Origin of the sequence: Brevibacillus laterosporus DSM 25 (assembly GCF_002706795.1) — a bacterium.
GTDB lineage: Bacteria > Bacillota > Bacilli > Brevibacillales > Brevibacillaceae > Brevibacillus_B > Brevibacillus_B laterosporus.
The window spans coordinates 4,549,763-4,574,050 of sequence record NZ_CP017705.1; the positions used below are offsets into that span (position 1 = coordinate 4,549,763).

Annotated in this window: 23 protein-coding genes; 18 read left to right on the forward strand and 5 right to left on the reverse strand. The window is 37.8% G+C overall.

Annotated elements, in window-relative coordinates; genetic code table 11:
• Nucleotides 1-58: 58 nt before the first annotated feature.
• Together BrL25_RS21610 and BrL25_RS21615 are read left to right on the forward strand one after the other, a co-directional pair.
• Nucleotides 59-1,240: an MFS transporter gene (locus BrL25_RS21610; protein WP_018671025.1), complete on the forward strand. Its 1,182-nt coding sequence runs from the start codon at nt 59-61 to the stop codon at nt 1,238-1,240.
• Nucleotides 1,241-1,551: 311 nt separating this feature from the next.
• Nucleotides 1,552-2,091 carry a GNAT family N-acetyltransferase gene (locus tag BrL25_RS21615; protein ID WP_018671024.1) on the forward strand — a complete coding sequence of 180 codons (540 nt, stop codon included), beginning with the start codon at nt 1,552-1,554 and terminating at the stop codon, nt 2,089-2,091.
• A 332-nt stretch (nt 2,092-2,423) separates the two neighbouring features.
• Here the strand turns inward: BrL25_RS21615 and BrL25_RS21620 are convergent, their stop codons facing one another.
• From BrL25_RS21620 to BrL25_RS21630, 3 genes are all read right to left on the reverse strand, one after another.
• On the reverse strand, nt 2,424-2,849 hold the full coding sequence (locus BrL25_RS21620) for a VOC family protein (protein ID WP_018671023.1): 426 nt from the start codon (nt 2,847-2,849) through the stop codon (nt 2,424-2,426).
• 282 nt (nt 2,850-3,131) lie between these two features.
• On the reverse strand, nt 3,132-3,821 hold the full coding sequence (locus tag BrL25_RS21625; protein WP_018671022.1) for a VOC family protein: 690 nt from the start codon (nt 3,819-3,821) through the stop codon (nt 3,132-3,134).
• Nucleotides 3,822-4,225: 404 nt separating this feature from the next.
• On the reverse strand, nt 4,226-4,585 hold the full coding sequence (locus tag BrL25_RS21630) for a hypothetical protein (protein ID WP_018671021.1): 360 nt from the start codon (nt 4,583-4,585) through the stop codon (nt 4,226-4,228).
• A 344-nt stretch (nt 4,586-4,929) separates the two neighbouring features.
• On the opposite strand from BrL25_RS21630, the gene BrL25_RS21635 reads away from it, so the two are divergent.
• The 3 genes from BrL25_RS21635 to BrL25_RS21645 all read left to right on the forward strand — a co-directional run bounded on the left by BrL25_RS21635 (nt 4,930) and on the right by BrL25_RS21645 (nt 6,854).
• Nucleotides 4,930-5,394, forward strand: coding sequence for a hypothetical protein (locus BrL25_RS21635; RefSeq protein WP_018671020.1), 465 nt, complete (start codon nt 4,930-4,932; stop codon nt 5,392-5,394).
• A 56-nt stretch (nt 5,395-5,450) separates the two neighbouring features.
• The gene (locus tag BrL25_RS21640; protein ID WP_018671019.1) at nt 5,451-5,993 is read left to right on the forward strand and encodes an RNA 2'-phosphotransferase; all 543 of its coding nucleotides are present in this window, start codon (nt 5,451-5,453) and stop codon (nt 5,991-5,993) included.
• Nucleotides 5,994-6,266: 273 nt separating this feature from the next.
• Nucleotides 6,267-6,854 (forward strand): hypothetical protein, encoded by a 588-nt coding sequence (locus BrL25_RS21645; protein WP_018671018.1) that lies wholly within the window; start codon nt 6,267-6,269, stop codon nt 6,852-6,854.
• A gap of 190 nt (nt 6,855-7,044) precedes the next feature.
• On the opposite strand, the gene BrL25_RS21650 is transcribed toward BrL25_RS21645, so the two are convergent.
• Nucleotides 7,045-7,869, reverse strand: coding sequence for a CPBP family intramembrane glutamic endopeptidase (locus tag BrL25_RS21650; protein ID WP_018671017.1), 825 nt, complete (start codon nt 7,867-7,869; stop codon nt 7,045-7,047).
• A 430-nt stretch (nt 7,870-8,299) separates the two neighbouring features.
• Between BrL25_RS21650 and BrL25_RS21655 the strand changes: the two genes are divergently transcribed.
• From BrL25_RS21655 to BrL25_RS21715, 13 genes are all read left to right on the forward strand, one after another.
• Nucleotides 8,300-10,267 (forward strand): AraC family transcriptional regulator, encoded by a 1,968-nt coding sequence (locus BrL25_RS21655; RefSeq protein ID WP_018671016.1) that lies wholly within the window; start codon nt 8,300-8,302, stop codon nt 10,265-10,267.
• 322 nt (nt 10,268-10,589) lie between these two features.
• Entirely contained in the window at nt 10,590-11,204 is a 615-nt protein-coding gene (locus BrL25_RS21660) for a hypothetical protein (RefSeq protein ID WP_018671015.1), read from the forward strand.
• A gap of 92 nt (nt 11,205-11,296) precedes the next feature.
• Nucleotides 11,297-12,073, forward strand: coding sequence for a nucleotidyltransferase domain-containing protein (locus tag BrL25_RS21665; RefSeq protein ID WP_018671014.1), 777 nt, complete (start codon nt 11,297-11,299; stop codon nt 12,071-12,073).
• 551 nt (nt 12,074-12,624) lie between these two features.
• Complete coding sequence (locus tag BrL25_RS21670) at nt 12,625-13,239, forward strand: superoxide dismutase (RefSeq protein ID WP_018671012.1); 615 nt, start codon at nt 12,625-12,627, stop codon at nt 13,237-13,239.
• A 92-nt stretch (nt 13,240-13,331) separates the two neighbouring features.
• Nucleotides 13,332-13,754: a helix-turn-helix transcriptional regulator gene (locus tag BrL25_RS25900; protein WP_018671011.1), complete on the forward strand. Its 423-nt coding sequence runs from the start codon at nt 13,332-13,334 to the stop codon at nt 13,752-13,754.
• A gap of 15 nt (nt 13,755-13,769) precedes the next feature.
• Nucleotides 13,770-14,009 (forward strand): helix-turn-helix domain-containing protein, encoded by a 240-nt coding sequence (locus BrL25_RS25905; RefSeq protein WP_018671010.1) that lies wholly within the window; start codon nt 13,770-13,772, stop codon nt 14,007-14,009.
• 380 nt (nt 14,010-14,389) lie between these two features.
• Nucleotides 14,390-15,124: a hypothetical protein gene (locus tag BrL25_RS21680; protein WP_018671009.1), complete on the forward strand. Its 735-nt coding sequence runs from the start codon at nt 14,390-14,392 to the stop codon at nt 15,122-15,124.
• 752 nt (nt 15,125-15,876) lie between these two features.
• Nucleotides 15,877-16,491 carry an NUDIX domain-containing protein gene (locus BrL25_RS21685; RefSeq protein WP_018671008.1) on the forward strand — a complete coding sequence of 205 codons (615 nt, stop codon included), beginning with the start codon at nt 15,877-15,879 and terminating at the stop codon, nt 16,489-16,491.
• Between the two features lie 489 nt (nt 16,492-16,980).
• On the forward strand, nt 16,981-18,063 hold the full coding sequence (locus BrL25_RS21690; protein ID WP_018671007.1) for a helix-turn-helix domain-containing protein: 1,083 nt from the start codon (nt 16,981-16,983) through the stop codon (nt 18,061-18,063).
• A gap of 1,015 nt (nt 18,064-19,078) precedes the next feature.
• Nucleotides 19,079-19,786, forward strand: coding sequence for a hypothetical protein (locus BrL25_RS21700; protein ID WP_018671004.1), 708 nt, complete (start codon nt 19,079-19,081; stop codon nt 19,784-19,786).
• A 610-nt stretch (nt 19,787-20,396) separates the two neighbouring features.
• Nucleotides 20,397-20,546: a six-cysteine ranthipeptide SCIFF gene (scfA, locus tag BrL25_RS21705; RefSeq protein ID WP_081621595.1), complete on the forward strand. Its 150-nt coding sequence runs from the start codon at nt 20,397-20,399 to the stop codon at nt 20,544-20,546.
• Nucleotides 20,547-20,624: 78 nt separating this feature from the next.
• The gene (gene scfB / locus BrL25_RS21710) at nt 20,625-22,043 is read left to right on the forward strand and encodes a thioether cross-link-forming SCIFF peptide maturase (RefSeq protein WP_018671003.1); all 1,419 of its coding nucleotides are present in this window, start codon (nt 20,625-20,627) and stop codon (nt 22,041-22,043) included.
• Nucleotides 22,044-22,395: 352 nt separating this feature from the next.
• Nucleotides 22,396-23,871 (forward strand): protein adenylyltransferase SelO, encoded by a 1,476-nt coding sequence (locus BrL25_RS21715; RefSeq protein ID WP_018671001.1) that lies wholly within the window; start codon nt 22,396-22,398, stop codon nt 23,869-23,871.
• A gap of 187 nt (nt 23,872-24,058) precedes the next feature.
• Here the strand turns inward: BrL25_RS21715 and BrL25_RS21720 are convergent, their stop codons facing one another.
• A complete protein-coding gene (locus BrL25_RS21720) occupies nt 24,059-24,244 on the reverse strand; it encodes a hypothetical protein (RefSeq protein ID WP_018671000.1) in 186 nt (61 codons plus the stop codon).
• Nucleotides 24,245-24,288: the final 44 nt, after the last annotated feature.

Below are 24,288 nucleotides of genomic sequence, written 5' to 3' on the forward strand. Positions count from 1 at the left end.
AACCTGAGATAAAAACGATCAAACCAATCAAATCAATCAATAAGGAAGGGGATTTAAGATGAAATTCAAATTCGCGGTTATGTTCTTGATTGTGCTATCTGGAATGATTTCAATAGCCGCTTTTAACCCGATCATTGGTCCTCTTTCACGCAACTTAGGACTAAGTGAGGTGCAATCAGGTTGTCTGGTTTCAATCACGGGAATTTGTTGGTTATTAGGTGGATATTATTGGGAACGAAAATCAGCCAAGAGTAGAAAAAAATTGCTAGCCTCTATTATGTTTGTCTATGTAGTTACCCTGATCGTATTTGCCTTGCTGGCCGACAATGCCGCGAGCAATACGCTGGGCATTGGTTCCGCTGGTTTATTTTGGATATTCCTGGTTTTACGAGCCATTGCAGGCTTTTTCTTTGGAGGTATTCCTGCTAAAGCTCAAGCATATGTAATGGGCTGGACAACGCAGGAAACGCGCACATGGGGGATGGCGTTATTCGGAGCAGCAAATGGTCTTGGATTTGTGTTGGGACCAGCGATGAGTGGAGGATTGGCGGTGATTAGTCTTACCGTACCCATGTATGCGGTAGCTGTGCTCCTGTTGGTTATTGCCGTTATTTTTCTGTTATCCATTCCAGATGAAAAGGAAAGTGAGATTCGCCGAACAACAGCCACTATCTCACCAAATGATTCACGTATCCGTCTCTATCTTTGGATTGGATTCGTTCTATCTGTTGCTCTTAATATCGTTCAGGTTACCATCGGATTTTATATCCAAGATAATTTGGGCTACAATGCTCAAAAAGCTACCCAGCTTATAGGGCTTGGGTTAGCCATTTCGGGTGTTATGGTTGTTGCTTCCCAAATTCTGATCAGTAAGTATTTGAAATGGAAACCTGCAATAGTGTTACGCGTAGGGCTATCTTGTGTCACTTTAGGGTTACTAGGATTTTTACTGTTCTTACGCTTCGCCTACATTGATTTTGCTATTTTGGGAATTGGGATAGGGTTTACCTTATTAGGCTATAGTTCGGGTGCTTCCCTAGCTGTTGAGGATCATGAACAAAGAAGTGTTGCTTCCTTTATTGCTGCACTTCAAGGGGGAGGCTCGTTTTTGGGGCCTCTTATCGGTACGGTACTCTATACGAGTAACAAGGTCCTACCATTTTCGTTTTGTGTACTTTTGATTTGTTTGTCGGGTATTTCTGTGTTTGGAAAAAGACATAGTGTAAAGCTTTCTGCGTAGTAGGAAAGAATCTAAAAGAGAGATGGATAATAAATGAAAGAGCTTCGGGAGACTTGAATATTTTCATGTCTCTCGGAGTTTTTTCGTGCATCGGTAAAAATTGCAAAACCTATTTTTTATAACCTGAATTTATGCTATGATTCAAAATATTTAAAGTCTAAAAGAACTTTAATTATATATTTTACTCGCAAAGTAGGAATTTGTAGATAAGAAAAAAATTTGATCAACGACTAGCGAAGACCGTGTTGACATACCAGGCGAAAAGGTTTAGTTATCTAAATTATCTGATGAAATAACGAAGAGGTGGCCGTATGCTTGAAATTGTAAAATTGAATAGAGATGATTATCCTAACGGAAAAAATATTACATATGAATATCAATCAGATTTTTATTACGATGTGCAGATGAAATCTAGTGAGAGGGGATGGAGTGTAGATCTCATCGTAGAAAAATTCGAGCTAACATTTCATAAGAGGGATATCGGTAACCTCTTTGATGAAGATAGAGATGAGCTTGAGTGCTATGCTGCGCTAGTAGATAACAAAGAAGTAGGGATTATTACAATTGCTTATTCAAGTTGGAATCAGAGCTGCGTCATATGGGATTTATATGTACATGAAGATTGTAAGCGACAGGGAATAGGTCGAAAATTAATCCAGTTTGCGTGTAGACGCGCAAAAGAACTCGGTAGTCGTATGATTACTCTTGAAACCCAGACCTCTAACTATCCAGCTATTCAATTTTATTTAGCCTGTGGATTTTCATTCATTGGAATTAATGTCATGAGCTATTCAAATCATGATATTGAGAAAAAGGAGGTCAGGATTGAATTAGCTCAATGCTTGGATTAAATGATGGAGCAATTTTTAGACCCATACAATTGTCTGGGTCCTCTATGGTTTTTATAGCAATATAACTCTTGGCGTTTAATAATAAAACCGCCTCATTAAGCAATAGAAACCAAAGCAAGATTCATTCTTTAAATAAGTTATATTAACATTTCTGCAATCGAAGAAGAAGAGGAATCAGAAAAACGGCTCTGCTATAAACAGAGCCGTTTTATTCATTGTTCCACGCAAGTAAACAAATCAATGGATAGTAGACACGATTTATTACGCTACATATGTGAAATAAGTGAGCCTGTCATGAAGTTTTTGTATCAAACGGGTGCATGGTCAATAATTTATTGTTTGCCCTCTGTATAGATTTGGAAGGTTACTCCAAACTTGTCTGTTACAATCCCGTACGCAGGACTAAAATGAGTTTCTTGCAGGGGCATATTCACTTGACCGCCTTCCTGCAAGGCATCATAAATTTGTGTAGATTTTTCCTTATCGCTTGTTGCAATACAGATAGTGACTTGATTGCCTTTTTGATGCGGTTGACCTGGAAATGTATCAGAAAACATCAGGTCCGTTTCGCCGACTTTAACCATTGCGTGTGCCACACGATCTCTTGCATTTGCTGGTAGAGGGAATTCGGGGTTTTCGGGCATCTCACCAAATGTTTGGTTAAAAAGGACTTTGGCATCTAAAGCTTTTTCGTAAAACTGGATAGCTTCCTTGGCATTCCCGTCCATCACTAAGTAGGGGATCAACTTCAATGTCATTGTCTAATCAGCTCCTTTGGCCTTACATTTTTTAATCGTTTCTACTATGCAGATTTCTAAATCGTTTAGGCTTATTTCTGGTTGCTACTATCCAGTGAAATCAGCCCTATATTTCATTATTAACATTAATGTCATTATAAAACAAAGAACATACGTTTGTAAATTTCGAATTAGACAGGAGAAGTCATGGTTTTTTCGTTCAGACGCTACCAGAAAATTCAGAAATAAATTTGTATCAAACAGAGAGGAGAATATCAGTTATTGGTTTACACTACATTTTTCCTACATATGCACCTTTGTAGTACACATTATCTGATACGGCAAATCATAGAGCTGTACTTGTTTATCTAAGTCGCCTTGAATTTTTACGAGAGTTGGAAACACACCAGGCATTCTTGCATCTGGAAACCACGGACGGCTCGTTTCAATGAGAATAAATAATCCTTCTACATCACCGATGGCAGCAAATTGTTTTTCGTCTTTTCTCCATATTTCCTGTTCACATATCTCGTAAATATGTTTTGAGCCTTCTGCAACATTCGGAACAGGTAGTCCAATTTCGCTGATGTATAGGATACTGTGCTGGCTGAATGGAGCCTCCGAGGGATTGTGTAAAGAGTGATGTACAATAAATTCGACCAGATTACCATCTGGATCGTAAAAATAGGAGGCAGTTGCATTCCAGTCAGGAAAAAAGAATTGATCCTGATTGTCATTTGAAAAGCAAGAAATCCCCTTTTTTTGGAGCCATTGCTTTGATTCTACCAGCTTATTCGAAGGGATTGTAAAAGCAAAATGATAATAAGCACCTAGATCACAAACGGGTTTTTGGAATATTATTTTTGACTCTCCAGTTATAATAGTAAATGACTCAGCAGATTCTTGTTCAATAGGAAAACCTAACAATTCTCCATAAAATGACTTCATTTCGTCTAAACGATTCGTTTGTAGTACGATTTCTATTATTCGCATGCAGACACATCCCTCCTAAAGTTAGTGTGGTGGCAAGGATCATCTGAATTCTAGTTTAATACATTTGTATCGTTATTCATATATTTTTCCAATCCATAAGTTTATGGTTGTAAGAAGGTATTTTGGATTACTGTGTTCGTGAAGGTAGCACCGTGAAAGAAGGATGGATCTCGCAAAAAACATTTTTTCTTATGAAACGTAAAGCAACGGCTTACACAGGCTAACCAACAGCCTAAGATATTTCAATTTTACTTCGTTCATGAAACGGTAAGATGTAATAGAAATGATCTAGTTAAACAACTAGGTCATAAAAAATGAATTCTACTTTAGGTGTAATAAAGGAGCTTTCAGCTTTTCGATCATAAAAGAGACCGTGGGAGGAAGTCCCACGTCTTGTAAATAAATTAATACCAAGTGATATAGACTTTGTAAGTCGTTTTACTTTTGTGGTCATGAATTATTGCAGGATCAAATGGAGTAGGATTAATAGCTATGACTTTTGTTCTGTTATTTGCAAAATCATTTTCAAGTCGAATCGTACCTGGTGCTCCTTCTACAAAAAAGTCTAGATTTGCAATATAAAAATGACCATCAACCACAAGGTTCTTCTGAACGATTTTATAACCAGGATAGTCAAAGCTAGGTTGAATCGAATGTGATGGGGCAGAGGAACGTTCAAGAGTAGTGTGCGCACTAGCAGCTTGTGCTCCAAACATTAAAGAAACCGCCATTAGTGAGGAAGCAATGAATTTTACTTTCTTCATCATTACCATCTCCTTCATATTAGACACCCAACTTGATAATCAACTAGATGTGTTTTTGGATATGTATACTATCGGAAAAGGGGTATGTTTGAATTGTATACATTTTTTACCATATGTACATCCAGAACAGGAGCGAACAAACAATTAATTTTAGACGATTAATAACAGGAATAACATGAACATAATCAATAAATGACCACTTATCGTTTCTTGCATCAGAATAGAAATTTCTCTAAATAATCGCTATCTGAATATCTGCTTCAATTGATATAATATGCATACATGCAGCATAAGTGATACCTATACCTTACCGACATGTCAAAGTCTATTACTAGGGAGATTATATGGCAGAAGAATTACTCTATTTTACATGTAAAATTAATAATAATGATTCATTTAACGAATTAAAAAGCTTGTTCAATAAACTAAAAACAGCAAAAGAAGCAGGTAAACTGCATGACAGAGACTATGTACTTTGGAAGTCGTTTTTTACGGAAGAAAAATGGTCAAAATTTTGGAACCCCTCTCAGCAGGAATTAGATGAGTATTGGAGCTTGTACTATTCGTTACCAGCTGAGGAAAGAGATACAGATCCTAGATTAAAAGTACCATGGGATTTTGAATCATGGTTGGACGCTATCGCAAGTGCTGAATATACCCTTGTAAGCTGTGAAAGCGTCGATCAAAATTTAGGGAGATTAGAATACGACGCATGGGCATTCCCATATGGAAGTGCTGACACTCTTCGTTTTTTACTCAGGGTTTTTGATTGTGACATTATAGAAGAAGAAACTGGATATAGAAAATAGTAGCAAAGAAAATGCTATACTTTATCGTGATAAAAATTCAGAAGGAAGTGTAGAACATGAATTATCAAAAATTGAGTAAAGAAATTTCGTATGCCCTGCGTCATGCACCACATGAATATGAATTAGAGTTAGATGAATATGGGTGGGTCCATATTGAGCAATTATTGCATTCCTTACATGAGCAACCGGTATGGCATAATGTTCATGAAAATGACCTGCATATCATGATTTCACAATCTGATAAGAAACGACACGAGATTCATAATGGAAAAATTAGAGCTTTGTATGGCCATTCTACAGCTAAAAAAGTTCTGAAAGAGGAAAGTGAGCCTCCAGAGTTTCTTTATCATGGCACACCAAAAAGATTCGTTGCATTGATTATGGAGCAAGGACTTATACCTAAAGGAAGACAATATGTCCACTTATCGGAAGAAATTGAGACTGCAACACAAGTGGGAAAAAGAAGGGATAAGCAACCAGCTATTCTAAAGATAGAAGCAAAAAAAGCTTGGATCGATAATGTTACCTTTTATCATGGAAATGAAATGGTTTGGCTGGCTGACAAAATAGATAAGCAGTATATTTCTATACTTGAATAAGGGATAGATTATAGTATAACGTTATTCAGAGTATTTTGAACTTGTGGGGGAATCATAATGCTAAGTAATTAATTTTGATGTAAGGCTTCGATATACTACAAAGAAGCTTTTACTCTAAAGCAATATGAGGAGCAGATAAAGTAGAATAACCTCCATAAATAGGGAAATGGTAGTCTAGTATGCTTCAAGTAATGGACTAGTTGTATAAATATGCAATTCTACATTGCGTTGCGTCCTTTTATTGCTTATAATCATCAGCGAGGTGGTTAATATATGTCATTAACAGTTAAAATTACCATAAAGGACGACAAAGGGAAAGAAGCTGAAATAGAGCTTCAAGAAACCGATAATCTGGCTAAATTAGTAATTGTTCAAAATGTATTCAACTTATTTGGCGTAGATAAAGATATACTGGAGACAGTAAACGAATTTGAAAAGATTGGCAAGGCTTACAGCCATTTTTTTGACAATATGAAACCAGAAGAAGAGCAATTAGAAGAGAAGCAGATGAAAGAAAAACGCATTGTTAATAATGAACAAATTAGGGAACAGATGATAAAAAGCTTTCAGGAGATAGAAGAGTCTAAAGAAGTTGAAACAAAAACGATTGATCAATCAGATTATTTAACAACTGGCATCAAGGAAGACTCAAATGGTAAAAAGAGATATAAATTAAGATATGAATGCCCAATCTGTATGAATAAGGGAGTTCATTATATTTATAAAAACTCGACTGAAACGTGGTGCCATGCGTGCGGCAGTAAGATGCCTATCAAAGCAGCACATAAGGATGGATTTCCTAATAGAGATTCACATGGGAATTTTTATCGAGCAGGAGATTATTATGATTACACCTGTTAATAGGGAACACTCATATCTGAATTGAAGCTGCTTTGATGAGATGTATCAAGGTGTAGTGAATCTTCATTAAAACCCGCAGAATGATTCTGGGGGTTTTAATGAAGAGATTTGCTTTCTACCGCTTGTAGGTAATAGCAGTTTATTTGAACGAGTAAAGTATTACAAATAGATAAATATCATGTAAAGAGTTCTACAGACTGCCAGCAGCCTTCATATTCTGTTTTCGATATATTCTCCATGCAATAATCAAAGTAATCAGTAATATACTGGCTGTTAGATAGCTTCCCTCAGCACCAAAAGCTCCTCCAGAGAGCATGGTATCCCCCGTTGGTTGAACTTGTACAAGAGCAGGCGCCCCTGATTCACCACCTGAAACTGCAAATCCCAGAGCAGATTGTAAGAAATTCCAGATAAAGTGAGCACCAATAGGCAGCCATAGTTTGCCCGTCATCTCCCTGATCATAGCGAAAAACAACCCGTCAAGAAAAAGACATAACATCGGGAGTAGTGACTCGGTAGAACCAGTGTTGAACAAATGAATCGATGCAAACAAAAGAGAAGAGAAAAGAATTGAAACATTGGTGCCGAATGACTCCTTTACGAGTCCCTGAATATATCCTCTCACTAGTCCTTCTTCAACGACGGCAACTATTATCCACTTGGGAATGGTAGAAAGAACAGCCACAAGTAAATAGGTATCTATTGGTACGCTTGTAAGTTGTACTCCACCAAATAACCAGATGAGTACACAGGAAAGAATAATCGTACAGGCTCCTATTCCTATACCCATTACAAACTGCTTCCAGCTTCCTTTTACTTCAAACCCTAGAGGCCAACGACGTTTTCGTTCAAATAGCCAATAGGTAATCCATACCCCGATAAGCATCCCTATTTGAGAAAAATTTTTGAGTGAAGTAGGGAAAATCGCATGAAGGAAAAACGAAATGAGGAACCCCGCCATGATTGTGAGTGCTATTTTTGCGATGACTTGTAGGGAGATGACTATCGTTTTCACAAGAGAAGCCTCCTATACCTTTTACCTATCATATTCTTCCATTTTAATCTATTGAAGTATTATGCGAAAGGTTTTTTTCCTTATTTTCACAAGTAGATGAGTGAAGCTTCTATGAATGATAGATATCGACTGAAAGTACAGTACATTCATTGATAATGATAACTATTATCATGTATAATGAATGATGCAATTGATACACGGGTCACAATGACTGCTGAGGAGTCGAACAGACAAGTACGGTTAGATGAAAGCTTATCCAGCCTCGATTCTATCGGTTACCAACCAGTGGATTTTTGTATGCGGTACGCGGCAGTGCTACATTATAACTTGATGAGATACAGCATCAAGTAAAATGATTTCATATTTTGTATGGTTGCAAGGGGTAAGTGGTACCGTGATATGTTGCACTTTAAGGAGATGATTTACAGTTATGCCTGTAAACGACTATTTTGTGTTATGGAATCATGCTTCCATACGAGTGTTGGATATCCGCCATACGATCCTGAGGGCAGGAGAGGAGCTTTGCTCTTATCGACTCCCCGCAAGCGGTTTTGTGTATGCGACTCGCGGTGTTGCCCAAATTCTGCTTGATGGGGAAGTTTATCGATCAGAGAGATTCCATGTGCTGCATAGCGGGAAGGGTGCATGCTTGGAGATTATAGGGATAGAAGACGAGCTCGAATACTATTTAATTCTTTATAAGGCTACTCTCCCGCATCTATGTAGTCAGGACGTTTTGGATCTGATGGAAAATAGTAATCCGTTTCAATTACAATACAGCTTTTCTCCGAACGACCCTGTCTCACTTTTCCATAAAGTTAAAGTAATGAATCAAGAATGGAGACAGCTTGGGTCAATTGAACGTTTCCACATAAAATCGGTTTTTTATCAATTCGTCTACAGTATTTTGCGACAGCTCCAAAGCCAAAAGATTCATAGGAAAGAACCAGGAATTGCTGCACAAGTGATTTTGTACATGCAAAAGCATTATTTCGAATCGATTACTTTGGAATCGCTTGCAGAGACCTTGAGCTACAGTGTTCCACATTTATCAGCTCTATTCAAAAAGGAGACCGGACACAGCCTGATTCATTATCTCATTCAGATAAGGATGGATAAGGCAGCAAGCCTGCTAGTGGAAACGGATGCGACTTTACGCGAAATAGCTGTAAGTGTGGGCTATGAGGATCCATATTATTTTGGTCGTCTTTTCAAAAAGTACAAGGGTGTTTCGCCGGCCCGGTTTAGAGTCAGAGAGTTAGAGCAGCGTAAAACAGAAGATCGTCCTTTTAACACCATTCGATCCTCCATTGCAGTTCAAAAGGGTCGGCGCTATATTGATGATGATATTCGTTATCAATATAAGAAAGAGGGACTTATACCGATGTACAAACAATCCAAGTCAACTACTACGGCAACATTATTCCTTTGCATAGCATTGCTTCTTAGTGCGTGCTCTGTTGGCACTTCAAACACGAATACAGCAAATGCGGGGAGTCAGACGTCATCTGCGGTCTCAGTGTCGCAAAGCTCAACTCAATCGAATTCCGGTCAGGCTTCTGAAACCGTGCAAACCAAAGTAATATCGACGGTCACTGGTGATATACAAATTCCAGTTAATCCTAAAAAGATTATAGCCGATCAATATCTGGGCAGTTTCATCGCGCTGGGCATTACTCCGATTGGCACACCCGGACTGCACCGACAAAATCCGTATTTTGCTGAAGCACTCAAGGATGTGGAGGATATTGGTGATGTGGATGGTTCTTTAGAAAAGGTAATCGATTTACAACCAGACCTGATCGTGACAGGGTCGGCAAGCGATCATAACAGGTACCAGCAATTATCCAAGATTGCCCCTACAATATCAGTTCCCTATGGCGAATTGAAGAATGCGCATGAAGAGCTGACCTATTTTGGAAAGCTACTGGGTAAAGAAAAAGAAGCAGAAATATGGCTTGCGGAGTATGACCGTCGTATTGCTGCTGCAAGAGAAAAGGCAAGGAAAGCAGTGCCGGCTGATGCTACCTTTTCTATATTTGAGCTAACAACCAAGTCGATCCATGTTTACGGTGACAATTTTGGACGAGGTGGTCAAGCCGTTTATCAGGCCCTTGGATTCAAGCCTCCTACTCCTATAGCAGCAGAAATACTTGAAAAGCAGTGGGCTAAGTTGTCCGATGAGTTATTGCCAAAGTATGCAGGTGATTATATCATCCTGACGTCTAACGACCGCACCTTGGAAGATTTGAAAGCAGATCCGATTTGGTCTTCCCTTGATGCAGTAAAAAACAATCGTGTATACATATGGAAAGAAGAACGTTCCTGGTACTTTGATCCGATTGCAGTATTGTCGCAGACAGAGGAAATCGCTGCTTGGCTGGCAGGCCAGCACTAAAGGTGTTATGCTAGAAACAGTCTATATAAAGATGAAAACTTGAGAAAAACAATACCAGATCGTGCAGTGAAGTGTCCCCTTAGACTTTTCATCCGGTAGCCTTAGAGCTTTTCCGAAGTCTATGTAAGAGGGTACTTCACTGTTTTTCATAGATTTTACTTTTATGATCTCCCGTTTATCTTTTCATAAGCTACCTAGGTTAAGAATGAACAAAATGGAAAGCAAATTGCCTTTTACTGGAGTAATAGGGGTTCATAATATGCTATTCTGCATTGCTTTATGTAGATTTATTGCTTATAATCATTTGCGGGGTGGTTAAAAAATGTCATTAATAGTTAAAATTTCCATCAAGGACGATAAGGGTAAAGAAGCAGGGATCGAACTACAAGAAAATGACTATCTAGCTAAATTAGTGATTATTCAGAACGTATTTAATCTTTTCGGTGTGGACAAGGATATCCTTAAAACAGTAAACGAATTCGAAAAGATAGGTAAGGCGTATAGTAATTTCTTTGACAATATGAAGCAAGAAGAGGAGCAAGAAATAGAACAACAGGAAATAGAACAGCAGGAAATAGAACAACAGGAAGAACAGCATCAAAACAATAACAATGAAATTCAAGAACAATCGAGTAAGGATTCCCAGGAAGCTAAAGAGTCAAATGATAATCAAGTAAATGTTGTTCATGTTTCAGATTATCTAACAACAGGAATTAAAGAAGATTCAAATGGAACAAAACGTTACAAATTAAGATATGAATGTCCGATATGTATGAATAAGGGTGTTCATTATATTTACAAAAATTCGACCGAGACGTGGTGTCATGCATGTGGGAGTAAGATGCCAATAAAATCAGCTCATAAAGAGGGATTTCCCAACAGAGATTCTCACGGAAATTTTTATCGAGCAGGAGATTATTATGACTACTCTAGCTAATATATCTCTCTAAACGGACAGAATGTGTTTTATATTATGACAAAATAGAGCGTGAACCATTTACGGATAATCCTTCATAATGGGAGAGAAAGATGAAAGAAATTATACAATATGAAATCAAAAAAATGGAGCAAAAACACAATATAAAAATTCTTTTTGCCGTGGAATCAGGAAGCCGAGCATGGGGCTTCCCATCACAAGATAGTGATTACGATGTGCGATTTGTTTATATCAGGCATCCTGAATGGTATCTTTCAATTGATGATAAGCGAGATGTGATTGAAGTCCCAATTAATAATTTGCTTGACATAAACGGATGGGATATTAGAAAGGCCCTCAAGCTATTTAGAAAGTCAAATCCTTCATTGATGGAATGGTTGAGTTCAGAAATCGTTTACCACGATGCTTATGGATTTAAGCATGAGCTGGTAAAGCTAAGGGAGCGTGTATTTTCTCCAAAGGCTTCTATCCATCACTATCTTAACATGGCGAAAGGAAATTATAGAGACTATCTACAGGGAGAACAGGTAAAAATTAAAAAGTACTTCTATGTTCTTCGCCCTTTGCTAGCTTGCATGTGGATTGAGAAATACAATATGAATCCACCCATTTTGCTCCAAGACATGGTGAATGAAATGATAGTTGATTCCGAGGTGAAAAGAGAAATTGAGGAGCTACTTAGAAGCAAGATAGCTGGTGAAGAATTTAACTTTGAAAAACGTATTGATGTGTTAAATCAGTTCATTGAAGAAGGGTTTGCACATCTTACTGAAATTTCTTCTACTTATAGTTGTGACATGATAGATCCAACTGCGGAGCTTGATGAACTGTATCGCAAATACTTGAGGTTGGTATGGGACTTTACATGAAATAGTAAACAGAGAACAAGAACTATTACCAAATGATCCGCACACACCTTATAAACTGGCATCAATCGGAAGATTTTACAGACAAAAGGGAAAATATGAAATAAGAGGATTGAGTTGGATTGGATTGGATGAAAATAAAATGATTATGCTGGTATTGTCATTATGCATGATTATTACTGTTGGAATTGTTTATGTAGATAATTTAGCAGCTTCGAGCGAACAAATATTGTTCAGTATACGTACAAATAACGCTGATCCGAGGCATTGATCAGTTTTTTCTAAAGGAACGCTATTCATTATATAGCGTTCTTTTTTGTTGGAATTCTATACCTTTAGTAGATGGAATATTTAAATGAATCATCATCTTTTCGGCAGACGCAAATTATGCAGTCTACTTTCAAGTAAGAAGGGACAATCGAAAAATTGAGATATATCATTATGAAATATATACCAAATAAGTTGCGTTGAGTAAAAATATTTGGTTGTGTACAAAATATTTTATATCGTGTAAACTAAGGGTGTAATCAACCAAGATGGGAGGAAATAATTGAATGGAACCATTTTCTTTACCAAAACTGCAATACGATTACGACGAGTTGGAACCTTACCTGGATGCCAGAACTATGGAAATCCATCATGGCAAACATCATGCAACTTATGTGACGAATTTAAACAAGGCAATCGAAAACCATCCCCAGTTCAAGAATGCTACTGTAGAAGAATTGATCAGTCATTTGGACGATGTACCTGAAGAAATTCGTACAGCTGTTCGAAACCATGGAGGTGGACATTATAGTCATAGCTTGTATTGGTCCATTATGAGTCCGACTGGGGGTGGGAATCCTGATGGTGATATAGCGAAGGGAATTGAAAAGCATTTCGGTAGCTTTGAACAGATGAAGGACGACTTGACGAAAGCTGCTGTCAGTCGTTTCGGAGCGGGCTGGGGATGGCTTGTTGTTAATGGGGACAAGTTGGAAGTAATCAGTACCCCAAATCAAGATACTCCTTTAATGGATAAGAAAACACCGATTCTGGTCGTCGATGTTTGGGAGCATGCTTATTATTTACAGTATCAGAACAAACGGCCCGATTTTGTATCCTCCTGGTGGAATGTAGTTAACTGGGAGGAGGTCAATCGTCGCTATAACGAAGCGATTCGTTAACCTCACTCATCTAAACTTTGCAGAAGAGACAGATCGCTTCTGCAAAGTTTTATACTATAAACTCTTATCTTGCTCAGGAAGGAAGGGTATCCATGAACAGACACGCGGCTCGATTACGGGAAAAATCAACAAGAAAAGAAATATTGCTGTTTCTCAAGAAGCGTGGTTCAGTAAGTGTCCAGGAAATATCGGAACATTTGGGAGTGACCCGTATGTCTGTTCGTAAGCATTTATACGCTTTAGAAAAGGACAGTTATATCCAAACCAGCATTCTACGTCAGCATGTAGGAAGACCGACTTTTTCTTATCGTCTTACGGTTTTATCCGAAGAATTATTTCCGAATGAATACGATAATCTGGCCATGGAATTGATTGAGGAGATCAATGACATGTTCGGGGAATCGTTAGTTACTAGCTTATTTGTACGGAGAATGGAAAAAATTGAGCAAAAGTACCGAGAGGCGATGTCTGGACAAAGTTTTGAGGAAAGAGTCGCAACTCTGGCAAAATTTTAGGATCATGAAGGATACATGGTCAAGTTAGAAAAAAATCAAGATGGTACATATTTATTTGACGAAGCAAATTGTCCTGTTGTAGAAGTTGCAATCCGCAATCGCCAAGCATGCAAATGTGAGGTTGCCCTGTTCGCAGCTTTGCTTGACGCTGATGTTGAACGTACGGAATGCATTGCAGACGGGAACGTGAGATGTCGTTATTTGATAAAAGAGAGGGGCAAGGCTAGTAGAACGGAAGGAGATGAATCGAACTGATATGAACAATGAATATGGGGGGAGTAATATTTGGAATTTATTAAGCATAATTCGAATGCAGAGACCCTTTTGATTATACTAAGGGTCTTTCGCTACTATAGCCTATCTTTCAGAATCCCAAACCTCTATAAATTCCCACCTTATTAGCCTTTTCATGATCGAGAGCATGAATTATATTTCTCACATGTAGGATAAAGTATAAGTCAATAGCTGCTTACAATTATTTTTATAAGGTCATATGATAAGACGAGTATTTGATCGAATGAATTAAGCAAAATAATAGCTTTTTGTGATCAGTGTTTTCCTTTATAATCCAAATTGAGACAATATTAGACATTACAACTAGAAGAGAATATATATTATAAAGGAGAGGTTTTGTAATGAAGAAGAGTGTGTATCAGTTTGTAGCTTTAGCTTTAACGATGAGTTTAACCGTGTGCAATGTTGTTGTCGCAAAAGAATCGAATAAAAGCGACAATCAAAAACAAGCTATTGAGCATGTAAAAATACTTAAGTATGGCGATGATTTCAATGAAAGCATGACTTTTAGTATTGAAGAACAATGGCGTAATTCGGCAAATAAGCGTACAGATTATTTTACTTATTCATATCCAACACCTCAATCGAATAGTGTGACTGAGTATGTTACTTATACCAAGGAATTTTATAATAATGCGAAGGACTCTTCTAAACGTGTAAAGATAGAATTAGATGAGGATGGGAGAGTAAAAGGAGAAGTAGCAAATGTAAAAGGTTCGAATTTATCCTATGATTCATTGTTTGAATACTATAAATCAAAGTACAAAGAGTCAGTAAAAGAAAACTCTTGGGAGCAACTCGGAACCGTTGAATTTATTGGGAAAAAAGTGAATAAGGTTCAAATGAAAGTCAACGTTGGGTTTGGCTTATACGCAGGAGAAAGAACGGGAGAAAAAGTCATAGCGTATCTTGACCCTGAAACGGGATTACCAGTAAAAGAAGAGGTATATGCAGAAAATGCAAAAGTACCAATGATTGTGAGAATTTTTATGTTTGATACGCTAAGTGCTTCTAATAGTAATGTGTTTGAAGAATATGGCGGAGTACCTTTAGTCGATGTAAAAACTAAAAAATAACAATTCAATCTGTCAAAGTGTTGAGGAGCCAAATCTCACAGAGAATGGCTCTTCAGCATGAAACATACATATTCATACATACACCATACTTTATACCCGGAATGGACGCATTAATTGGGTATATTGCCTTTTGTCTTTTTACGTAGCGAGATACATGATTGAAAATGATATGGCCTATCTACTATAAACACAATAATAGTTATTCGACAACTTTTGCAAATAGCTATTATTGTTTTCTTTTCTTACTAATGCCCCAAGGCTTTTAAATATACCCTTTAAATAGAGTAACAACTTCATCTGTAAGGAATATCCCTTTGATGTTCTCATTAATAAATTCGTTATAATCAGTCAGATCTAGCTATTTCAAATTGATGTGAGAAAGAATGTTGTGCATTTTAGTTGTTTTGGTAGAAGCAATCGTTTCTACAGCTTAGAAATTCTTCAAAAAGTTCCTATGATTTGCTAAACGAACATCTCTCAACAAATTTACTGTATACTAAAGACCTCAATAATCAAAATTGGGCTTGTCCATGATGCAGAGTATTTTCTTTCGTGATAATGCTAAAAGGGCTGAGGATAACTCTAGCGTCTGATCCCTATTGTGAAGAAGGTGACATAACTCGATTTGCACTTTATGGATTAAATCCAAGAGAGAAGCCTATTAACTTCTTCTCAATAAATGGGTACGGTAAGGCAAGGGTAACCCCCAATTTGTGATGAGGGAACATTATTTAGACTAAGGGAGAATCGCAATGAGTAAAATGGATGAACAAATTCTAGTAGTAAAACGAACGAACCTATTTGATAATGAGAAGTTAGTTTTCCAAGGGATTGAAAAAGAACCTGATAGAATCACGAAGTTAATGAGTAACATCTCAACTCATTACACTGTTATGAGACGTGGAGATGCCGAGGAAGATCCAAGCTTTAAGCAACCAATTCCTTATGTTGTGATTCGCAAGGGTAATGAGCTGTTCATGTATAAACGTCTATCAGGTGGGGGAGAAGCACGTCTCCATGATAAGTTATCGTTAGGCACAGGTGGTCACATGAATGATGAAGATACTAATAGCTTTGAGGAAGTCTTAGAGATGAATTTACTCAGAGAGCTTGAAGAAGAGCTAGACATTCAAGCAGCGGAGAGAGAATTTAACACGATTGGCTTTATCAATGACGATCTTGAAGAAGTAGGTAAAGTACATATTGGGCTACTTGTAACACTTGATTTAGATGAGAATGCAATTGTGAATGTAAGAGAAATAGAACAGTTGGAAGGCAAATGGACAACCATCGAGGAGCTGTTACAACCTGATACATATGAAAGACTAGAGAGCTGGTCTAAATTTGTAGTAGATGTATTGAAGTAAAACGTAGTGGGGGAGATAGCTCCCCCAAATGTAAAGTTCATTAGGAAGTTTTTTATACTTTAAACTAGATATGTTTCCGTATTTTTTGCTAAAGAAAAAACGGCTTAAGAAACCTACTACTATTAATAAAAGATGGGATTGATATTACAAATACATATGTATAACTTGATTCACAATGTGATGAAAGGATAGAACATAAAAGGTTATTTACAGAATATAATAACAGCTTAAAAGGGAGGCGGAATGTTAATCGTACTCCTTTTTTATTTTGACTTAATTTGCTGTGATCTGAATTTAAATTATTAAACAAGAGCAGAGTATATGGAGCCCATCTTTCATATTTCAAAAATTGATTCTTATTTGTAAAAAAGAATTATTTAATCCAATAATTTTTATTGTTATTTACAAAATTATACATAAAGGTTAGAATCAGGTTAAAAATAATAAAGGCTTCAATGCTACTATGATAACTTATGGAAGGGGATTAATATGTCTGAAAGTTTAACTTTCACAACATTGGGGGAACTGATAAAAATAAAAAGATTAGAATTAGGAATTAGCTTATCGGAGTTGGGAAGATTGTCAGGAATCAGTAAAGGGGTTTTGTCGAAGATTGAATCTGGGGAAACGAAGCGTCCAGAGTTAAAGACTTTAAAACCAATCGCAGAAGTTTTAAGCATCCCTTATGAAGAGATCATTGAACGGTATATTGAGATAGAACACCGACATGGACTACCTAACTACATAACTAAAGGCTTATACCAAAAATATCTTATTGAGCGAGAAGATCTAAAATACTTAGATGAGTCGTTTAAAGTAGGTGAGGAGGTACTAAATTACACTGACTTTATGAGAAAGGATGAGAAAGTTCATTTTTACTATAAAATCTCTTTGCATGCACACAATATTGAGAGGTATGAGAAGTGTATTGAATATGGAGAAAAGGGGCATGAAGAGGACGCAACGAACAATAAGCTAAAAGAACGAGTAGCTCTAGCTATTTTGAATTCTCATTCACGATTAGGAAAATATATAGAGTTAGAAAAACATCTTGAGATGTATGCCAGACTGGGCTATCGTCTAATAATAGAAAAAGTGAAGTATTTTCGTGCAATTATTCTTTCTAAAACCGGGCAATACTATGAAGCAATTCCATTACTGAAAGATTGTATAGAGGAAGCAACAGTAGATAATCGCTTACATAGAGTAAATGACTTATTAGAGGTCTTATTTAAAATCAATGACACTGTTGCTATTCAGCAGATTTTAGGACAAGAAGAAAGAAATACCAATAGTAAAATTTCACCATATAAGTATTTAGAATTAGGTAAATATTTTAGATATAAGGGCAGATTTCTTGTACAACATGGCCTATTTGATGATGGAATGGAGGCATATCTAAAAAGTATGTATTTTTACAGCGAGATAAACGCTCGACATAACATTATGGAGTGCTCCGAATATATTTATTCCTCCCATTGTGACATAGGGAAACAAATTGAATTATCTCTTCTGGAAAGAATAACGGAAGTATATAATAAGGTAAATAAAGGTAATGAAAAGGAGAGATAACTAATGAAGAAATATTTTACTATTATTGCAACTGTTTCGTTGGTATTATTATCTTTTTTTACTGTAATCCATTATTCTAATTCAGGAAATTACGTAATGTTTAAAGCCGCGAAGCAAAATCATGATGATCCTGGTCATTAACTCATCTAAAACGAATCTAAAGAAGGCTATAACTTGAGGAGCGTTCTTTTTTATTGGAAATATGCAATATTTTGTCGGAATTTTAAGAACGTTTCACTCTCAAGATTTTTAAAGGTAGTTTCAGTAACTGATGGTAAAATAATACACAGGAGGAAGGAAGGAGGTGCCTTGCTATCAGTCTATGTTGCTTATCAAATAAAAGGGCGTTCCTGTTAGTTTGAAGACCATAGGAACGCCCCCACCTTAAGCAACAAAAACAGTTACTCAGGTTCATTTTATCACTCACTTACAAACGATTAAAACAGAAATTTTAGAATTCGAAATCAATTTATAGAAACTTAGAAATCCTCCGAACAGAATTAGAACAGTTTTATTTCAAAAAGGTTCATTTTCGAATCCAGCAGTTTTACAAATAAGTCAGTAATTAGATGAATACACTAATGTCTTTCAGAAGTTTAAACGCTAGTTGTCGATATGGAATATTTGTACTGAAAATCCAATTTGAAAAAAGAAACTGAGCTGTTTTCAGTTATTTCTTGAAGACATATAGGTGGGATTACATCATTTTTAATATGGGGTGATTCATATATAGAGGATGACATTATAGAAAAAGAAAAATGAAGGTTTTATAAGTTTTTCTTTTTTTTAAACAGTGAACCTATCCATTCAATAACTAGAGCAATAACAACTGAAAAAATTAGTAATTTGAAAAAAGCCATCCAAAAATCGGATGGTGCAATATTAATAATTCCTATTACTAGAATTATTAAAGGAATTATAACACTTGGTCTTAAGAGAAATGTCTTCACGTTAATATCACCTCAAGAATCATTTTACCACTTTGTTCCAAATAAACAATAAGGAGTGTATTTTTTTGAAAAAATCGTTTATTAGTTCTATTGCAATGTCTGCTGTATTAGTTACTGGATTAGTTCAACCAACTTTTGCAACAGAGAGTGAAACAAGACTAACCATTCCTCAAAATACAGAAGGGTTATCCGCTTTAATGCAATCTGGCGCGATAAATGAAGATGGAACCATAATTCAAGCATTAAGAGCCGATGAAATTAAAAAAGCTCTTGCAAATGATGGAATGGAAACTTCAGGAAAGATTGATGGAGTAAAAGCTATAAAAGTTCATGAGTTTGAGGATGGAAGTAAAATCAGAGTGACTACTCATATGATTACTGAACCAAGCCCAAATAGGGGAATTAGTACACAAGCAAAAGAGGAGAAAGAGGAAAAAGTTACCGGTTACACGACCTATACATTAGAAAGCGCAATTGGGGTTGAGTTGTGGACTTATACACTTTATCAAAAAGTAAAAATCAAAAAAGAAAGAGTTACATGGTACGAAAAAAATCCTTATACAAAGTGGAAAACGAGTAATATTTTAAATGCTTGGCATCTTGATCACGAAACTTATCATAATGACCCAGAGGGTAATGACGTAAGAGCTATTGTTAATTCTAAATTGAGTTGGGGAATTAGAGATATTATTAATTTGCAAAATATAAGCCTTAGAGGAGAATTACTAGTTCGTGGTGACGGTACTTATACTGGTGGTTGGAAAGAGCTATAGAATAAATTGAAGTCTCCGTAGATGGCTTTTGATGATTTCCAAATGTGAAAATTAACGTCCGAATATACAAATTCGGGCGTTCAATTGTGTATTATACCAAATACAAAATGCAACTATCAGTATCCCTTACAAGATAATTTCATAGCTAGTATCCGCACCATTTTGTGGATTCCTCACTATACATATCAGTAATTCTTTTTACTCGTATCGTAATACTTGAGAGAAGTCTAGCATCACGATATTCTCTGACCTGATTTTCTGTATTGGAAAATATTGAATATTTTGCGGAAGTGATTGAGCGTACGAATCATATGTAGAGTAAAACCATCAAATATATTTCTCCTAAATTTAACATTCAATTTCTCATCATCTCTTGCCTTTGATCAAAGCGCCATAAAATCAATTAAACATATACTCCTGTAGATCAGTTCCCGTGAATAGTTGAAGCATTTGAGGAAGCGAAATCAATTATATTTCACAGATAAGACATCGGTACGGATTGACGTTGACCAGAGGTGTTGTTAAAATTATCATGGGAATAATGTGAAAAAATTCACGATATGTAAGTCTTATTTCTTCAAAAAAGTATCTTCAAAAGGAGTCGTGCATGATGAAAAGAATCGTAACATTGAGCATTCGTAAACTGAAGGATACCGCAAAATACGGTGGATGTGGCGCCTGTCAGACATCTTGTCAGTCAGCCTGCAAAACTTCCTGTGGAGTTGCAAATCAGCAGTGTGAAAACACAATGAACAGATAGGAAACAGGCAATGTACCGCCCAACTGCTTTGCGGATGGGCGGCAATTTTTATGGGCAAAAGGAGCTTGATTATCAAGTATGATTCATCAATATAAACTAAACGGATACAACATTGTGCTCGACACCTACAGTGGATCGGTGCATGTTGTCGATGACCTCGCCTATGAAATCATCGCGCTTTATGAAAATACACCTACGGAAAAAATAGTGGCAATGATGTTGGAGAAGTACGCACATGAATCTGACATTTCCGAGGAAGACATTCGAGAAACAATCGCGGATGTGGAGGAGCTAAAAAATGATGGGCAACTCTTTACAGAGGATGAATATAAGGCTCTCTCTATTGATTTGAGAAATCGTCCGACTTATGTAAAGGCTCTTTGCTTCAATGTTGCGCATACCTGTAACCTGTCGTGTGAATACTGCTTCGCCAGTCAGGGGAAATACAACGGAGACAGAGCAATCATGAGCTATGAGGTTGGACAAAAAGCGATTGATTACCTATTGGAAAACTCTGGTCATCACCGAAACCTTGACGTCGATTTCTTCGGTGGAGAACCGCTCATGGCTTGGAAGGTTGTCAAGCAGATTGTCGCTTACGCAAGAAGTAAAGAAAAAGAGTACAAAAAGACTTTTCGTTTCACCTTTACTACGAATGGCATGCTGCTCAACGATGAGATCACCGATTTTTTGAATCAGGAAATGTATAATGTCGTATTGAGTCTTGATGGAAGAAGAGAGGTCCATGATCGACTTCGCAAAACAGTCACTGGAGAGGGGAGCTACGATCTTATTGTTCGGAAGTTCCAGGAATTCGTTGAAAAGCGCGGAGACAAAGAATATTATGTACGTGGAACCTACACCCACAATAATGTCGATTTCACTAATGACATTTTTCACATCGCAGACCTTGGTTTTGATAAACTCTCGATGGAACCGGTCATCTGTGATCCACGGGAACCGTATGCGCTCACTGAGGATGACCTCCCAGAGATTTATAACCAGTACGAGATTCTCGCCAAGGAAATGCTCAAGCGCGAGGAAAATGGCAATGGTTTTACCTTCTATCATTACATGCTCGACCTCTCAGAAGGCCCCTGCATTCAAAAGAGAATCTCTGGCTGCGGTTCAGGAACAGAATATCTCGCTGTCACACCATGGGGCGAGTTTTTTCCTTGTCACCAGTTCGTCGGGGATGAAGAATACAGCATGGGAAACATCTGGGATGGAATCACAAAACCAGAGATGCAATGCCAATTTAAAGAGAGCAACTGCTACTCGAAGCCTGAATGCCAGGACTGCTGGGCGAAACTATACTGTAGCGGCGGTTGTCCTGCCAATGCACTTCACGCAACTGGCTCCCTCAAGGGAACTTACGACTTTAGTTGTGACATCTTCCGTAAGAGAATCGAATGTTCCATGATGGTTAAGGTAGCCGAATCTATCAGCGCTATGGAAGAAGGCAATCAAGCTGTGGCTGGGATTTCTCTTGAGTAATTGCTTTACTAACAAGTAACCATTTTGTTTTCAAGTACAGAAGAGTTCCTTCTATAAGTAAGGGGCTCTTTTTTCGTATATACTATTTATGGGAATTAATAGGAGGTTACTAGGGACTGAAAACGAAGGTACACAGGATGGAGGGAGAAATCTTTCCTTTATCGAGGGCGCCATTTATGTGCCGAAAGAGTATAATAAATTGGCAGAAGTAGACACTAACAGGGATTGCCTTGTGGGGGATAGAAAATAGATAACCAAAAATACCAAAGAATACTTATGATTTTTGTTCAATAGAACAGAAAAAACTAGCATACTAAACGACATAAACAAGAAAAGGGGAATGGTAGATACGATGACAAAGGAAAAAGCAATAATAGAAACAGGATGGAATTTTGACAACAGTTATGCACAACTGCCGAAATCATTTTTTGCCAGTCTCAATCTAAACCCTGTATCTTCACCAAAGTTGATCATTCTTAATGATCCGTTGGCAACCTCTCTGGGGTTGAACGTACAGGAGCTGCAAAGTGAAAATGGGGTAGAAGTGCTTGCTGGTAACCGGATTCCTGAAGGTGCTTTTCCTCTTGCTCAGGCTTATGCGGGGCATCAATTTGGGCATTTTACGAGGTTAGGTGATGGCCGGGCTCTGCTGCTTGGCGAGCAAATCACTCCCCTAGGTGAACGCTTTGATATTCAGCTTAAGGGTTCAGGGAAAACGCCATACTCTCGACGGGGTGATGGTCGAGCGGCACTTGGACCGATGCTACGCGAATACATCATCAGCGAAGCAATGCATGGGTTTGGTATTCCTACTACTCGCAGTCTAGCGGTGGTGACAACCGGTGAGTCAGTAATTCGTGAAACCGACCTGCCTGGTGCAGTTCTGACACGCGTGGCTGACAGCCATCTGCGCGTCGGCACTTTTCAATACGTTTCAAAATGGGGCACTGAAGAGGAACTCCGAGTACTAGCCGATTATACATTACAACGACATTTTCCAGAAGTTGAAGCTGGTGAGAATCGCTATCTTTTACTACTTCAGGAAGTGATCAAGCGTCAGGCCTTGCTGATTGCTAAATGGCAGCTGGTTGGCTTTATTCACGGGGTAATGAACACTGACAATATGGCCATTAGTGGAGAAACCATTGATTATGGTCCTTGCGCCTTCATGGATGCCTATGATCCGGCAACGGTATTCAGTTCCATTGACATTCAAGGCCGCTATGCCTATGGCAATCAGCCGTATATAGCTGGTTGGAATCTTGCCCGATTCGCTGAAACCCTATTGCCTCTGCTACATGTCAATCATGAGCAGGCAGTCAAACTGGCTCAGGATGCGATTTCAGATTTTACTGAGTTGTATCACAGTAATTGGCTCGCGGGAATGAGAGCAAAGCTAGGAATAAGCAACGAAGAGATACAGGATGAATCCCTTATTGAAGACCTCCTCAGTATGATGCAGAAGTATCGTGCGGACTATACCAATACCTTCCGCGCATTAACTTTTGATACACTGAAGGACACGGTTCTGTTTGAGACTCCAGAATTTACTCAGTGGCATGAGCTGTGGCAGGCGAGACTAAGTAGGCAGCAGGGATCGAAAGCCTCCTCACATCAGTTGATGCAAAACAGCAATCCTGCGCTAATTCCTCGGAACCACCGGGTAGAAGACGCTTTAGAAAGCGCAGTGAACCAAGGAGACTACAGCGTGATGGAGCGGCTTCTTGTTGCTCTTTCAAACCCCTACGCGCACTCTTCTGAGCAGGCGGAATACTCCAAACTGCCTCCGCTATCAACCGGTCCTTACCGAACCTTTTGCGGTACTTGATCATATAGAAGCGTTAGACAAACGTATTGATGACAAGAAAAACGATGACAATAATTTTTCTAAATGGTTATGTAAAATGTTCACCTACGAAGAAACAGATGGTTAATCTAAAATTCATGATACAAAAAGCTCGTGCTTTCTTTTGGAAAACCGAGCTTTTTTGTGTTAGATTTGCTTCAGCATTGGACTACTCAGCTTTTGGTAATACCTGCATGGATGAAGGACTGTCCACTTTTCCGAAATGGAGGATTCTCCAGACTTCAAAAATTAGATGATGGGTCACTTGGTCTAATTCTTCCGTACGGGAAATAATTTTGTAAATTCGGTCCATCATGGCCTGATACTCTTCTTCGCTTAAATGCACGTGAGGCATGTCACATTCACCTTCCAATTTATGGTTTGTATCCTTATTGTCAC

Coding starts and splice junctions, on each gene's coding strand:
- BrL25_RS21610 (WP_018671025.1), top strand. CDS start 59: ATGAAATTCAAATTCGCGGTTATGTTCTTGATTGTGCTATCTGGAATG.
- BrL25_RS21615 (WP_018671024.1), top strand. CDS start 1,552: ATGCTTGAAATTGTAAAATTGAATAGAGATGATTATCCTAACGGAAAA.
- BrL25_RS21620 (WP_018671023.1), bottom strand. CDS start 2,849: ATGACATTGAAGTTGATCCCCTACTTAGTGATGGACGGGAATGCCAAG.
- BrL25_RS21625 (WP_018671022.1), bottom strand. CDS start 3,821: ATGCGAATAATAGAAATCGTACTACAAACGAATCGTTTAGACGAAATG.
- BrL25_RS21630 (WP_018671021.1), bottom strand. CDS start 4,585: ATGAAGAAAGTAAAATTCATTGCTTCCTCACTAATGGCGGTTTCTTTA.
- BrL25_RS21635 (WP_018671020.1), top strand. CDS start 4,930: ATGGCAGAAGAATTACTCTATTTTACATGTAAAATTAATAATAATGAT.
- BrL25_RS21640 (WP_018671019.1), top strand. CDS start 5,451: ATGAATTATCAAAAATTGAGTAAAGAAATTTCGTATGCCCTGCGTCAT.
- BrL25_RS21645 (WP_018671018.1), top strand. CDS start 6,267: ATGTCATTAACAGTTAAAATTACCATAAAGGACGACAAAGGGAAAGAA.
- BrL25_RS21655 (WP_018671016.1), top strand. CDS start 8,300: ATGCCTGTAAACGACTATTTTGTGTTATGGAATCATGCTTCCATACGA.
- BrL25_RS21660 (WP_018671015.1), top strand. CDS start 10,590: ATGTCATTAATAGTTAAAATTTCCATCAAGGACGATAAGGGTAAAGAA.
- BrL25_RS21665 (WP_018671014.1), top strand. CDS start 11,297: ATGAAAGAAATTATACAATATGAAATCAAAAAAATGGAGCAAAAACAC.
- BrL25_RS21670 (WP_018671012.1), top strand. CDS start 12,625: ATGGAACCATTTTCTTTACCAAAACTGCAATACGATTACGACGAGTTG.
- BrL25_RS25900 (WP_018671011.1), top strand. CDS start 13,332: ATGAACAGACACGCGGCTCGATTACGGGAAAAATCAACAAGAAAAGAA.
- BrL25_RS25905 (WP_018671010.1), top strand. CDS start 13,770: ATGGTCAAGTTAGAAAAAAATCAAGATGGTACATATTTATTTGACGAA.
- BrL25_RS21680 (WP_018671009.1), top strand. CDS start 14,390: ATGAAGAAGAGTGTGTATCAGTTTGTAGCTTTAGCTTTAACGATGAGT.
- BrL25_RS21685 (WP_018671008.1), top strand. CDS start 15,877: ATGAGTAAAATGGATGAACAAATTCTAGTAGTAAAACGAACGAACCTA.
- BrL25_RS21690 (WP_018671007.1), top strand. CDS start 16,981: ATGTCTGAAAGTTTAACTTTCACAACATTGGGGGAACTGATAAAAATA.
- scfA (WP_081621595.1), top strand. CDS start 20,397: ATGAAAAGAATCGTAACATTGAGCATTCGTAAACTGAAGGATACCGCA.
- scfB (WP_018671003.1), top strand. CDS start 20,625: ATGATTCATCAATATAAACTAAACGGATACAACATTGTGCTCGACACC.
- BrL25_RS21715 (WP_018671001.1), top strand. CDS start 22,396: ATGACAAAGGAAAAAGCAATAATAGAAACAGGATGGAATTTTGACAAC.
- BrL25_RS21720 (WP_018671000.1), bottom strand. CDS start 24,244: ATGCCTCACGTGCATTTAAGCGAAGAAGAGTATCAGGCCATGATGGAC.